11 protein-coding genes are annotated in these 12,818 nt (G+C 68.8%); 7 read left to right on the top strand and 4 right to left on the bottom strand.

The genetic code is table 11. The features are described from left to right. The first annotated feature begins 6 nt into the window (after positions 1-6). Both BLS40_RS06490 and BLS40_RS06485 read left to right on the top strand, forming a co-directional pair. The gene (locus BLS40_RS06490) at positions 7-1,461 is read left to right on the top strand and encodes a hypothetical protein (RefSeq protein ID WP_092150280.1); all 1,455 of its coding nucleotides are present in this window, start codon (positions 7-9) and stop codon (positions 1,459-1,461) included. Continuing rightward, the gene (locus BLS40_RS06485; RefSeq protein ID WP_092150277.1) at positions 1,462-2,382 is read left to right on the top strand and encodes a class C sortase; all 921 of its coding nucleotides are present in this window, start codon (positions 1,462-1,464) and stop codon (positions 2,380-2,382) included. Between the two features lie 70 nt (positions 2,383-2,452). On the opposite strand, the gene BLS40_RS06480 is transcribed toward BLS40_RS06485, so the two are convergent. The 3 genes from BLS40_RS06480 to BLS40_RS06470 are packed head-to-tail and all read right to left on the bottom strand — an operon-like array spanning position 2,453 to position 7,094. Next, the gene (locus BLS40_RS06480; RefSeq protein WP_092152210.1) at positions 2,453-6,232 is read right to left on the bottom strand and encodes a Pls/PosA family non-ribosomal peptide synthetase; all 3,780 of its coding nucleotides are present in this window, start codon (positions 6,230-6,232) and stop codon (positions 2,453-2,455) included. A gap of 48 nt (positions 6,233-6,280) precedes the next feature. After that, on the bottom strand, positions 6,281-6,736 hold the full coding sequence (locus BLS40_RS06475) for a MarR family winged helix-turn-helix transcriptional regulator (RefSeq protein WP_092150274.1): 456 nt from the start codon (positions 6,734-6,736) through the stop codon (positions 6,281-6,283). Positions 6,737-6,794: 58 nt separating this feature from the next. Continuing rightward, on the bottom strand, positions 6,795-7,094 hold the full coding sequence (locus BLS40_RS06470) for a rhodanese-like domain-containing protein (RefSeq protein WP_092150271.1): 300 nt from the start codon (positions 7,092-7,094) through the stop codon (positions 6,795-6,797). Between the two features lie 106 nt (positions 7,095-7,200). On the opposite strand from BLS40_RS06470, the gene BLS40_RS06465 reads away from it, so the two are divergent. After that, the gene (locus BLS40_RS06465) at positions 7,201-7,869 is read left to right on the top strand and encodes a sortase family protein (protein ID WP_157672448.1); all 669 of its coding nucleotides are present in this window, start codon (positions 7,201-7,203) and stop codon (positions 7,867-7,869) included. A gap of 76 nt (positions 7,870-7,945) precedes the next feature. After that, positions 7,946-8,818, top strand: a complete 873-nt coding sequence (locus tag BLS40_RS06460; protein ID WP_157672447.1) for a hypothetical protein — start codon at positions 7,946-7,948, stop codon at positions 8,816-8,818. A gap of 507 nt (positions 8,819-9,325) precedes the next feature. Here BLS40_RS06460 and BLS40_RS06455 read toward each other — a convergent pair. Beyond that, positions 9,326-9,859 (bottom strand): inorganic diphosphatase, encoded by a 534-nt coding sequence (locus tag BLS40_RS06455; RefSeq protein ID WP_092150262.1) that lies wholly within the window; start codon positions 9,857-9,859, stop codon positions 9,326-9,328. Between the two features lie 70 nt (positions 9,860-9,929). Between BLS40_RS06455 and dacB the strand changes: the two genes are divergently transcribed. Genes dacB through hpt form a run of 3 tightly spaced genes read left to right on the top strand, consistent with a single transcriptional unit; the run spans position 9,930 to position 12,802 of the window. Continuing rightward, entirely contained in the window at positions 9,930-11,183 is a 1,254-nt protein-coding gene (gene dacB, locus BLS40_RS06450; RefSeq protein WP_092150259.1) for a D-alanyl-D-alanine carboxypeptidase/D-alanyl-D-alanine endopeptidase, read from the top strand. Further along, complete coding sequence (gene tilS / locus BLS40_RS06445) at positions 11,183-12,094, top strand: tRNA lysidine(34) synthetase TilS (RefSeq protein WP_092150256.1); 912 nt, start codon at positions 11,183-11,185, stop codon at positions 12,092-12,094. The genes dacB and tilS overlap by 1 nt, the downstream gene beginning before the upstream one ends. A gap of 54 nt (positions 12,095-12,148) precedes the next feature. Next, positions 12,149-12,802 carry a hypoxanthine phosphoribosyltransferase gene (gene hpt, locus BLS40_RS06440; RefSeq protein WP_172808007.1) on the top strand — a complete coding sequence of 218 codons (654 nt, stop codon included), beginning with the start codon at positions 12,149-12,151 and terminating at the stop codon, positions 12,800-12,802. Positions 12,803-12,818 lie beyond the last annotated feature (16 nt).

The raw sequence follows: 12,818 nt of genomic DNA, 5'->3' as shown, positions 1-12,818 counted from the left end.
CCCCACATGACTCCACGCGGTGGACTGCTGTGCACAGTCGCGGCAGCGGCGCTCGTTGCGCTTGCCCCGGCGGCGACGCTTCCCGCTCTCACGCCTGCGGCGTACGCGCAGGAGACCGGGACGATCACCGTCAATCTCGTGGAGTCAGTGGGGGCGGACTGGTTCGCCGAGATCGGCGACCGCGACGTGGTGGTGCGCCGAATTCCGGGTATCGACCCCACCACGAGCGCCGGGCAAGAGCAGCTGAATGCGCTCGACATCCCCCTGCTCGTCCGCGACGGGGTCACATTCCCCGAGGTCGCGCGCACTACCACCTCAGACGGAAAAGCACAGCTCACGGGCATCGCACCGGGCGCCTACCTTGTCGAAGTTCTGGATAGCCCCGGCACGCACGACGCGCGGGTTTCGTACTCGCCCGCCGTTGCCGTTCTGGTGCCCGGGGCGATGTCGCGCACAGTCGCCCCGAAGGCACAGGTGCTCGGTGCCGCGTCCAACCCGCTGACGGCATGCACAACGCCGCGCTGGCTGGACGCCTCGGCGCCCGGCAAGTACGTCGAGTACGACTATGCGTTCAATGTGCCCAACCCGAGCACCGACGGGACCATCTCGACATACGAGGTGACCTTCGAATTCTCCCCGGGGCACACGGTGAAATGGGAGGCGCAGCCCGTTGTCGTGCGCGCAGCCGCGGCGGGCATTGGGCCCCTCCAGTTCGAGGCGGCGGGGGAGACCATCACCCTCGAGGCGCGCGCCCCGTGGTGGAAGACACTCATCCCGGACACCCGCGAGACCACCACGGTGGTCAAACTCACCCGCCCCACGCTGACGCTCGTCGGCGCGGGGAAGGAGACCGCGCTGCGCGAGGGCAGCGACTACACCGTGGACGTGCAGGGCAACGATAGCGCCACGTTCACCCTCACCGCGCCCGCTCTGACGGCACTTGCCGCGGCACGGGTGGTCGACCCACGCGCGCGCCTCGAGGTCAGCGTGCCCGCCCTGACCAACATGACCGGCCCGTGGGGAACGGTCGCGCGCGGCGAGGTGCTGGGCACGCTGGAGACCACCGCGACGCTGCGCACGGACGGCATGGATGCCCAGCGCACCGCCGTGGAGGTGTCCAACACCAGCCACGTCAACGTGGTGAGCCGCAAGGCGTGCGACCCGTCAACGGACGGGGGGACGGACTCTGGCGACACCTCCATCGGCGGAACCGGTTCCGCCGGTGCGCCTGGGTTGGGATCGTCGGGCGCGAACGCGTCCGGAGGTCACGTCCAGCCTGGGCAGCCGGGGCACCCCAGCCAGCCGGGTGACGGAAGGGACTCCTCCGGCGTTCCCGGGCAGCGCTCCGGTCTGGCGTCGACAGGCGCGGGAGTTATCGGCCTCACAGGGATTGCCCTGCTGCTGATCCTCGTGGGCATCATCCTGCGCTGCCGCAAGAACGAGGAAGACCAGGCCGCCTAAGTGGGAACCGCTCTCGCCGCACCACCCGCCAGGCACGCCGCCCCGAAGAAGAAAAATCAACGGGGCAACGTGGTCTCGCTCATCGTCCTGATCATCGGGGCGCTGCTCCTGCTGTACCCGGTGGTGTCGACGCTGTCGAACCACTACAAGCTCATCCGCCAAAACGAGGTGTACTCGGGCGCTGTGGAATCGCTTAGCGACGAAGACAAGGCCGAGCAGCTGCGCCTCGCCCACGAATACAACGCCTGGCTGCTGGAAACGGGCCCGCATGCGCGTCCGCCCGTGCCCACCGACGACGGTTTCGATTACTACATCAACCAGCTCACGCTGCCGGAAAACTTCGCGGTCATCGCTCGTATCCGCATCCCCGACATCAGCGTCGACCTCCCCGTCTTCCACACCACCGCGCCGAAGGTGCTCTACGACGGTGCCGGCCACATGTACGGTTCAACCCTGCCCGTGGGCGGGGACGGCACCAACGCGGTTATTTCCGCGCATACCGGCATGGTCAACGCCGCGATGTTCGACCAGCTGCCCATGCTCAAAGAGGGCGAGGACATCTACATCGACGTCATGGGCGAGCGGCTGCGTTATCAAATGACGGGGCGCGAGGTGGTCAAGCCGGAGGATTACGACCACGTCACGTACGAGCCCGGCAAGGATAAAATCACCCTGATCACTTGCACTCCCTACGGCCTGAACACCGACCGGTTGTTGGTGCACGCGGAGCGTGTGCCTCTAGACACGGACGCGCCTGAACCGTCCGTGTCAGGGTGGGCCTGGTCGTGGTGGATGATTGCCGTGGTCGCGCTGGTGTCGATCGTGCTCCTGCTCATTCTGTGGCGGGCGCTGGCGGCGCGGCGGCGTCGGCGGCGGGCTGCAGCGGCAGAACACACCGACCCGGCTGAGATGTCACAGTAAAGTAATTTGCTGCTGCGTTCTCCCAGGTGGTCACGGTGAGGAAATGCTTCGCCGTGACATCTGACTGCGCCTACCTAGGTTCGATCGGGTTGCCCTGCCACACGGTCGAGCCCGGCACCTGGTCGCCGCGCATCATCAGCGATCCCGGCCACACCGTCGCGCCGTCGCCGATCACGGCGGCCGGCAGGGCGACGGAGTGCGCCGCGAGAGTGGCGCCGCGCCCGATGGTAACCGTGTCCAGCGACATCACGCGGTCCTGGAACAGGTGCGTCTGCACCACGGTTCCGGGTCCGACGGTCGCGCCCGCACCGACGGAGCACAGGTCCGTCTCCGGGAACCAGTAAGAGTCGATCCACGCGCCGCGGCCGACGCGCACACCCAGGGCGCGCAGAGCGAGGTTCATCTCGCCCGTGCCGTAGGCGTGGGTGAAGAACCAGGGCGCGGCGACCATCTCCACGAACTGGTCTTGCAGTTCGTTGAGCCACACGAACCAGCTGTACAGCGGGTGCTCGCCGGGCGCGTGGCGGCCCACGCACACCCACTTGGCCAGCACCGTCATGGCGACGGCCAGCACGCCGACGGCCATGAACGCCAGCCCGCCGACGGCGTAGGCCCACCACCCCCACTGTGTCAGAGCAAGATGAACAAGCCCGATGAACGCGGCGGCCAGCACGGCATGTCCCATGGGTGCGAGCAGCCGCAGCGTCTCCACCGCACCGCGCTTGCGCTTGATGCTTGCCGACGGCCGGTACGTCAGCGCTTCCCCACCCAGAGCCGTGACTTCAACCCTGCGCATCCGCTCGGGCGGGGAGCCCCACCAGTTCGAGCCGGATTTGGACTTCTTCGGCGTCGACGACAACACCGCCACGAGGGAGTTCTTGGCCAGCTTGCGGCCCGGTTGGGTGATGCCGGAGTTGCCCACGAAGGCACGTTTGCCAATCGTGGTCTCGCCGGTGCGCATCCAGCCGTGGCCGAGCTCGTAGGTGCCCACGAGGGTGTCGTCGGCTAGGAATGCGCCATCCTTGATGGTGGTCAACTTCGGAATCATCACCGCGGTGGAAACTTCCACGTCATTGCCGACGGTGGCGCCGAGAGAGCGCAGCCAGGCCGGGGTGAGACCGCCGGCGTAGACGGGGAAGAAGCGCGTGCGGGCGTCGTCAAGCAGGCGCGTGATGGTCCATAGTCTCCAGCCCTGCGCGGAGCGCACAGGTGTCACGCCGGGTCGCAGACCCAGCGAGCACAGACGCACCCCGGCCCACGTTAGAGCCGCGTACAGCGCGAGGTAGACAAGCGCGCCGACGGGGGCGAACAGCAGCGCACCGACGTACGGGCTGCCGGCGGTGAGCCGGATCAGTCCCACCACGGCCGCCACGCCGGCCAGCGCGGAGGCGACCGGAACGGCGGCTAAGAGCAGCGCGGTTGCCCCGTACAGCCACGCCCAGTAGCGGCGTCGCGGCGGGTGGTAGTCGGGGAAGCGCTGTTTCGAGCGGCCCACCTTGCGGGCGGGGGACCCGGCCCAGCGCGCACCCTTCTTCACCGGCTTATCGCCGGTCACGGTGGAGCCGGGTTCGATGTGCGCGCCGGCGTGGATGTCCGCACCGGGCAGTAGGGTGGAGCGGGCCCCAACGCGCGCGTCTTTGCCGATGGTGACGGTCCCAACGCGCAGGATGTCACCGTCGAGCCAGTATCCGTTCAGATCCACCTCGGGCTCGATGGCGGCATTGTCGCCCAGGGTGAGAAGGCCGGTCACGGGCGGCACCGTGTGCAGGTCCACGCCGCGCCCGACCTGCGCCCCGAGCAGCCGCGCGAAGTACGCCACCCACGTCGAGCCCGAAATATTCAGCGCACCGGTTGCTGCGACCCAGCGCTCGGCCGCCCACAGGCGCACGTGAACCCGCCCACCGCGCGGGTAGTTGCCGGGTTGTAGCCGCCCGCGGATCGCGCGCGCACCGAGCGCTGCGAGGGGAAGGCGCCCCAGCGGGGTGCACACCACCACGAACAGCACCGCGAGCGCGACCCAGTTCAGCGACACCCAGCCCAGCGCGGTGGCGATGATCGCCCACCACGTGACAAAGGTCGCGGCGTGCAGTGTCATCACCGGGACCTGGATCAGAGTCTGCGCCACCCGCGTGGCGCGCCCGACCGGGGCGACATCGCGCGTGACCACTTCTGCGGCAACGCCGTGGGCGTCGATGACACCCGCGAGGGCTTCGAGGCGGGGGTGGTCGTAGAGATCGCGCACGGCGATCGTCGGCACGCGCTCACGCAGGCGCGCCACCAGCGATGCCGCCGCGAGCGAGGAGCCGCCGAGTTCGAAGAAGTCCGCGTCGCGCGACTCGGCCGGCAGACCAAGGACGTCGAGCCACACCTCGGCGAGCCACGACTCCGTCGGCGTCATCCCGGCGACCTCCACGGAGGCGGGCAGCGGCCAGGGCAGGGCTTTCTTGTCCACCTTGCCGGAGGTGCGAATCGGCAGCTCCTCCATGACGTGCAGGCGCGGGACGAGCGCGGCGGGCATGACCTCGGCGAGGCGCTCGCGCAACTCGGCGACGTCGAGATCCGTGCCCTGCTCTGGTGAGAGGTAGCCGACGAGCACCTTGTCGCCGGCGCCGGTGGTCTGCACAGCCACGGCGGAGTTGTACACCCCGGGCAGCGCGGCGACGTTGGCCTCGACCTCGCCGAGCTCGATGCGGCGCCCGCCGATCTTGACCTGGTCGTCGGCGCGGCCGATAAAGGCCAGACCGTCGTCGGTGAGGCGGACGTTGTCGCCGGTGCGGTAGGCGCGATCCCAGTCGAGGCCGGGCACTGGGGCGTACTTCTCGGCGTCTTTTACCGGGTCGAGGTAGCGCGCCAGGCCGACCCCGCCGATGATCAGCTCCCCGTCGTCGTCGACGTAGAGGTCCCAGCCGTCGAGCGCCCAGCCGATGGTCACGGGCTTGCCGGGCTCCAGCCTCGTCGCGGAGGCCACCACGGTCGCCTCCGTGGGCCCGTACGTGTTCCACATTTCGCGCTCGCCCGTGGCGAGGCGCTCCACGAGCTCCTGGGAGCAGGCCTCGCCGCCGACGATGAGCAGCCGCACGTTGTCGAGCGCCTCCGCGGGCCAGAGTCCGGCGAGCGTGGGCACGGTGGACACGACCGTGATGTCGCGGCGGATCAGCCACGGCCCCAAGTCCTGGCCGGAGCGCACCAGCGAGCGCGGCGCCGGCACGAGGCACGCGCCGTGCCCCCAGGCCAACCACATCTCCTCGCAGGAGGCGTCGAAGGCCACGGAAAGCCCGGCGAGCACCCGGTCGTCGGGGCCGAGGGGGGAGTCCTGGCAGAACAGGCGCGCCTCGGCGTCCACGAACGCGGCCGCGGACCGGTGCGTCACCGCCACCCCCTTCGGCGTGCCGGTGGAGCCGGAGGTGAAGATGATCCAGCAGTCGTCGTCAAGCTGCGGCAGCTCGGTGTCGCCGGGGTGGGCGGGGGCGAGCGCGCGGAAGCCATCGTCGGAGAAGAGGCCGTGGATGCCGGCCTCGCCGAAGACCAGCGCGGCGCGCTCCTCGGGGTCGTCCGCGTCGACGGGCACGTACGCGCAGCCCGCCCACATGGTGGCCAGGATTGCGAGGTAGAGGTCGCGGCTTCCCGACGTCATCCGCACGCCGATCCTGTCGCCGCGGCGAATCCCGTGGCGGTGCAGCTCCCCGGCGAGCGCCGAGACCTGGTCGATGAGCTCGGAGTAGGTGAGCACGTCGCCGGAGCCGTCGTCGATAGCGGCGGCACCGGGGTGGGCCTCGGCGGTGGCGCGGAGGATATCGATAAGCGTGCGCGGTTCGGGCGCCGCGTGGGCGCGGAGCAGCTTGTCGTTCATGGAAGCCAAGGATAGTTGGCGGCCCCCATAGACCAAATTCGTTGGTTTTTACCCAGTAGTTTCCGTGGAATCGCCGAGCAAGATGGCCTTGGACAGCTTCTTCAGACTCTTGAGCTGCTTCGTTGTGGACACGTCGAGGGCGCGCTCCTCCGCGGCCGCGACATCGGCCGAAAGCTGGGCATGCGCCTTCACGCCCTTCTTCGTCGGCGTGATGATCTGCCGGCGGCGGTCGCTCGGATCACGGTCGCGCTTGACCCATTCATTGCGCTCCAGCGAATCGATAAGGCGCACCATATCGGAGGCGTCGATAGCCAAAAGCTCCGCCAGCTGCGTCTGCGAGAACGGCTGGGTGGTCACGCACGTGAGGATCCAGAACTCGCGCATCGTCGTGCCCCTGTCGCTCAGCGCCCGCTCCACCTCGTCCTTCGTGTGGCGACGCACGCGCTCAATCTGGAACGAGGGGGATTTGAGCAGGGCGCTGGGGAGCTCGAAGAGAAAGGCCATGGCCTAATCCTAAATACTTACCCTTGAGCCGACAAACGATGGACGCGGCCCAGCTTCTCTACCCGCGCTCGTGCGGCAGATCCGCCTCCACCCAGGCGGTCGTGCCGCCGTCGACATTGATGACGTTGTCCCAGCCGCGGGACTGCTCCAAATACTCGGCGGCCTTCGCCGAGCGGCCGCCGGAGCGGCAGATGACATAGATGTCCTCGTCGGGGTTGATCGCGTCTGCCCGCGCGGCGAAATCGCTGAGCGGAAGGTTGACCGCTCCTGTGGCGCGGACCTCGGCAAACTCGTCGGGCTCGCGGACGTCAATGAGCTGAGCGTTTTCGGGAACTTCAGTAACTCGAACAGTTTTCATGCCCGCCAGTGTACGTTTTCGCCACGCCGCCCGGACGCCGCGTGCGCGGATCCCGGCTCGCGGGCGGCGGTCGAATACGCTGAAGGTGGCTTATGGGAGGTGAAACGTGTCGACGACCGCCAGGAGGGTGCATCCGCCGCACATCTACATGCGCCGCCGCGTCGCCGCGGCGGCGCTCCTGCTGCTCCCGCTCGCGGCCGTGGGCATGTGCGCCGCGCCCGGTGACGAGCCCGAGGCACCCACGCCGGTGGCGCCGGTGGAGGAGGTGGTGCCGCAGGGGCGTCCGGTGGCGTTGGAGGTGCCGTCGATAAGCATGCGCGCGGAGTTCGAGCCCGGCGACTGCCGCGTGAAAAACGGCGCCCTCAACCCCGCCACCATGGGCCTGGCCTGCGCGTACACCGCGCCAGGCCGCCCGTACCAGCTGCCCGGCTCGCACGCGGGCGACCTCGTGGTCATCGCCGGGCACACCGGCGCGGGGCTGCCGGGGGTCTTCGATTCGCTTTTCGACGCCCAGGCGGGCGCCCACACCGTCCAGCTCGGCGACGCCCTGTATTTGCGCACCGAGACCTCCGGCGACGCATGGCTCAAGTACGTGGCCACGGACCTGCACGAACCCACGAAGGACGCGCTGGCGCAGGACCCGGCGGTGTGGGGGACGGGGCCGATGCCCGGGCGGCTGCTGACGATCAGCTGCATCCAGCCGCTGCTGTCCGATTCCGTGCGCAACGCCGTGGTGGGGTGGCAGTTCGAGGCGGTGGTGGCGTCGGTGGGGTAACGATTTCGTGTTGACGCTTGTTGTTCCTGTTAATGCTGTTAGTCTTGTGGTGAAAGCTTAAAGTTGAGATTGAAACTTGAGACTCTGGAGTGACACCACCATGAAGCGCCACCGCACGAACCTCCTCGCCGCCGCTCTCACCGGTGCCCTCGCCCTCGCCATCTTCCCGGCGGCGCAGGCGCAGGAATACCCCGCCGTCACCTCCGACGCGCGCGGCAACCAATACTTCCTCAACCAGGAAGGCACCCACTACCTCCCCGAGCGCGAGCTCGCCTCAGTGGAGTTTTCCGCCCTCGCCTCCGAGGACCGCGAGAAGGCCGTGGAGGTCTCCCGAGCCGCGCTCGCCGGCCTCGTCTCCGCAGGTGAGGAGGTCGCCCCCTCCACCGCTACTGCCGCCGACGCCCGGGCCACCGCCATCCAGGACGCCCCCGCAACCGAGGTAACGCAGGAGGTTCAGCAGGAGCATGTCTTCGGCCCCGAGCACGTCGACCCGGCCTCCGACGACCCCGTCGCCGCCGGCCTGCTCTCCCTGCCGCCCGTGCTGACCATCGCCGAGACCACCTACTACCTCAACGCCGACGGCAAAACCTACGTCTCAGACATCGACCGCGTCCAGGAGACCCCGAGCGCCGAGGAAACCGCCGCGTCGCAGGCGCTGCTCGCCGACAACGGCGCCGAAGTCGCCCGCCAGGCTCTCGAGGCAGCCCGCGCCGCCGGCCAGCCGGTGGGCTACTCCGCCCAGGCCGACGCTGGTGCAGAAGCGGCGGGTGCCACCGGCGCCGGTGCTGTTGCCGGCGACAGTGCCGCGGCCGCCGCTGCCGCCGCCACTGAGCGTGGCATCGCCGCCGAAACCGGCAACAACACCGTCGCGAAGGCACTGTTTGCCCTGGTTGTCGCCTCCGTCATCGGTGCCGCCGCTTTCGCCTACGGTCGCCGCTTCCTGGTGTAGCGCCGGCCCTGTTCGACCGGAAGGGCTGAAAGGGAGCGTTTGGCGCCCCGGAAACGCGTTCCGGTCGAACACGGTTGTTCCAACCGTGCCGCTCCCCGGCACCACGGTGGCCCTGTTCGACCGGAAGGGCTGAAAGGGAGCGTTTGGCGCCCCGGAAACGCGTTCCGGTCGAACACGGTTGTTCCAACCGTGCCGTTCCCCGGCGCCGCGGTGGCCCTGTTCGACCGGAAGGGCTGAAAGGGAGCGTTTGGCGCCCCGGAAACGCGTTCCGGTCGAACACGGGTGCCCCAGCCGTGCTGTTCCCCGGCGCCGCGGTGGCCCTGTTCGACCGGAAGGGCAAAACAGCACGTTTGGCACCCTAAAAACACCTTCCGGTCGAACACGCACGCTCAGCTGAGCACCGGCCACGCGCCAAGCGCAACGAAGCACCCCAGCTAAGCACCACCCGCGACACGCACAACGCCCGGCCGCCACGCGGCAGCCGGGCGCAGGATCTAGCGGGAGAGACTAGTTCTCGGTCTTGGCTTCCTTCTCATCTTCCAGGCCCTCGCGGGAGTTGTCGCCGACCTGCTTGTACTGGTCGATCGCGGCCTGCAGGATTTGCTCGGCTTCCTCGCGGTTGCCCCAGCCCGAGCCGGATACTTCCTTGCCGGGTTCGAGGTCCTTGTAGTGCACGAAGAAGTGCTCGATCTCGTCTTTGGTGAAGTTGTCGATGTCGTCGATGTCCTTGAAGGTTTCGTAGCGGACATCGTCGAGCACGCAGAGCAGCTTGTCGTCGCCGCCGGCCTCGTCGGTCATCCTGAACACGCCGATGGGACGCGCGATCACGGTCACGCCGGGGAACACGGGCTCGGGGGTGATCACGAGGGCGTCGAGGGGATCGCCGTCGTCGGCGAGCGTGTTGTCGATGAAGCCGTAGTCCGCGGGGTACGCCATCGGGGTGAACAGGTAGCGGTCGAGGAAGATCTTGCCGGACTCGTGGTCGACCTCGTACTTGTTGCGCGACCCCTTCGGGATCTCGATGATGACCTCAATAGCCATGAATGCTCCTTGTATTCAACGGTGCGTGGATGAATCGTGCTCCATCATACGTGGGCTAAGGTTGTCGCCGATGAAATTGTGGACGTGGGTGACCAGCGCGGTGGCACTCGCCGCTGTGGCGGGTGTCGCGGGTTTCGGTGTGGTCGCGCAGCGCGAGCTCGGGGCGCTGGAGGTGGCTCCGGCCTACCAGCTGCCCGCCGCGGCGCCGCTGCTGGTGCCGGCGAGTCCCGAGCCCGTGGATGAGCGGGCGCGTGACGACGCGCTCGCGTCCCTGGCCGCCGATCCGGCATTGGGGACGTTCCACGCGCGCATTAGCGACGCCGCGACCGGCGAGACCGTTTTCGACATCCAGCCGGACGCGGCGCTGCGCCCGGCGTCGAGCACGAAGGTGCTGACCGGCGCGGCGGCGATCACGGAGCTCGGTGCGGCGGACACCATCACGACGCAGGTGGTGCGCGGCACCCAGCCGGGGGAGGTGGTGATCAAGGCGGCGGGGGATGTGTGGATGAACGCGGAAGGCATGGATGAGCTTGCCCGCCAGATCGGAGAGGCGAGCTCGGTGTCGATCGACACGTCGCTGTGGCCTGCGGAGACGATGCTGCCCGGCTGGGACCCGGCGGACATTGACGCCGGCTACGTCGCCCCGCTGGAGCCGGCGATGCTCAACGGCGGCCGCGGCTTAGACGTCACGGAGGGCGACGTGCCGCGTTCCCACACCCCGGCGCTGGACGTGGCGCAGGCGCTGGCGGATCGGGTCGGCGCCGACACGGTCGGGTTTGGCGCGGCCGCGCTGGGTGCCGAGGTGGTGGCGCAGGTGCAGTCGCCGGACCTCGTCACGCGGCTGCGCGCGATGATGAAGAACTCGGACAACGTCATGGCGGAGGCGATCGGCCGCGAGGTCGCGCTGCACCGCGGGTCGTCCGCGCCGCAGGCGACACTGGATGTGCTGGCGGAGCGCGGCTTCGACGTCTCGGGCACCACGCTCGCGGATTCTTCCGGTTTGTCCACCCTCAACCTCATCACCCCTGCGCTTCTCGACGCCGTGGTGCTCTCGGCGGCGCAGGGCAGCGAGCTCGCCGCGCTGCTGGAGGCACTTCCCGTCGCACACGGCGAGGGTACGCTCGAGGACCGTTACGAGCAGCTGCCGGGCCGCGGCTGGGTCCGCGCGAAGACGGGGACGCTGGATGACACCTCCGCGCTCGTCGGCACGGTGACCAGCCGCGCGGGCAACGTGTACACGTTTGCGCTGCTGTCGAACGATTCGGACATCCTGCCCGCGCGCCGCGCACTCGATACGCTCGCCTCCGCGCTCAGGGACTACTGATGCAGCCCTTCTGGCCGCGCCGCTCGCCGCATTTTCTTGCTTGTCGACGCTCCCTCGACGCATTCCACGGCCCCGCCGTCATCGGGCTCTCGGGCGGGGCCGATTCGCTCGCGTTGGTGGCCGCGGCGGCCGCGGAGCGCAAGGATGTGCGGGCCGTGGTGGTGGATCATGGCCTGCAGGCCGGGTCCGCCGCGGTGGCGGAGCGCGCCGCCGCGCAGGCGCGGGCGTGGGGGGTGGAGGCGTCGGTGGTGCCGGTGGAGGTCGTGGCGGAAGGGAACGAGGGGGAGAGCGTGGAGGCGCGCGCCCGCGAGGCGCGCTACGACGCGCTGTTGTCGTTCGGGGTGGACGTGTGGGTGGCTCACACCGCCGATGACCAGGCCGAGACGCTGCTGCTCGGGGCGTTGCGCGGCAACCCCTCCGGCATGCCGGTGCGCACGGCGCGCGGAGTGGTGCGCCCGTTTCTTAAGCTGCGCCGCGCGGACACGTCGGGCGCGTGCGCCGAGTTGGGGGTGGAGCCCTGGCAGGATCCGATGAACGACGATGAGGCGTTTCGGCGGGTGGCGGTGCGCAAGCGCGTGATCCCGCAGCTCAGCGAACTCATCGGCGGCGACAGCGTGCCGGCGCTGGCCACAGCGGCGCACCGGATCGCGGCGGACAACGAGTTGTTGGAGTCGCTGGTGGACGTTACCGCCACCTCCGACTGCGCCGCGCTCGCCGCCGCCCCGGGGCCCGTGCGCCGGCGCCGGCTGGCGGCCTGGCTGCACAGTTGCGGGGTGCGGGTCCACGGTGCGCAGCTAGGAGCCATTGAGGGCCTTGTCGTCCGCTGGCACGGCCAGGGGCCTATCGACGTCGGGGGCGGACGGGCGGTGCGGCGCGTCGGCGCGGAGTTGGTCGTGGTTGGTCGTGGCTGACCGTAGATAACCGTGGTTGTCCAAACCCCCGTTTAAGTGGCACAATGTGACGCTATGACCGAGCTGCATGACACGAAGGACTTCAATGTCCCGGCCAACCCTTACGGTGGCGATGTAGAGGCTATCCTCATTTCGGAGGCCGAACTGGCCACTCGCGTGCAGGAACTCGCAGATTTGGTCTCGGAGAAGTACCGCGACGCCGAGCAGGAGCTCATCTTGGTATGCGTGCTCAAGGGCGCGGTGTTCTTCCTCACCGACTTCGCCCGCCAGCTCGACATTCCTTGCCAGCTGGAATTCATGGCGGTGTCCTCCTACGGGTCGTCGACAACCAGCTCGGGCGTCGTCCGCATTCTCAAGGACCTGGACAAGGACATCGCGGGCCGTGACGTGCTCATCGTGGAGGACATCATCGACTCCGGGCTGACCCTGTCCTGGCTGATGAAGAACTTGGCCGGGCGCGGCCCGAAGTCGCTCAACGTGATCACCCTGCTGCGCAAGCCGGAGGTGCAGACGGCCAAGGTCAACCTGCTCGACATCGGCTTCGACATCCCGAACGAATTCGTCGTGGGCTACGGGCTGGACTACGCGGAGCGCTACCGCGACCTGCCGTACGTGGGCACCCTGCACCCGCGGGTGTACTCGGACGTGACCGAAGGGGAGCAGCCCACCCCGGGCCGCGACGAAGGCCCCGAGCCAGTGGAAATTTAAGCTCCCGAAACCCAGG

The organism is Corynebacterium mycetoides, from assembly GCF_900103625.1.
GTDB classification, from domain to species: Bacteria; Actinomycetota; Actinomycetes; order Mycobacteriales; family Mycobacteriaceae; genus Corynebacterium; species Corynebacterium mycetoides.
The sequence above is the reverse complement of the archived record's forward strand: the minus strand, read 5'-3'. Positions and strand labels throughout refer to the sequence as shown.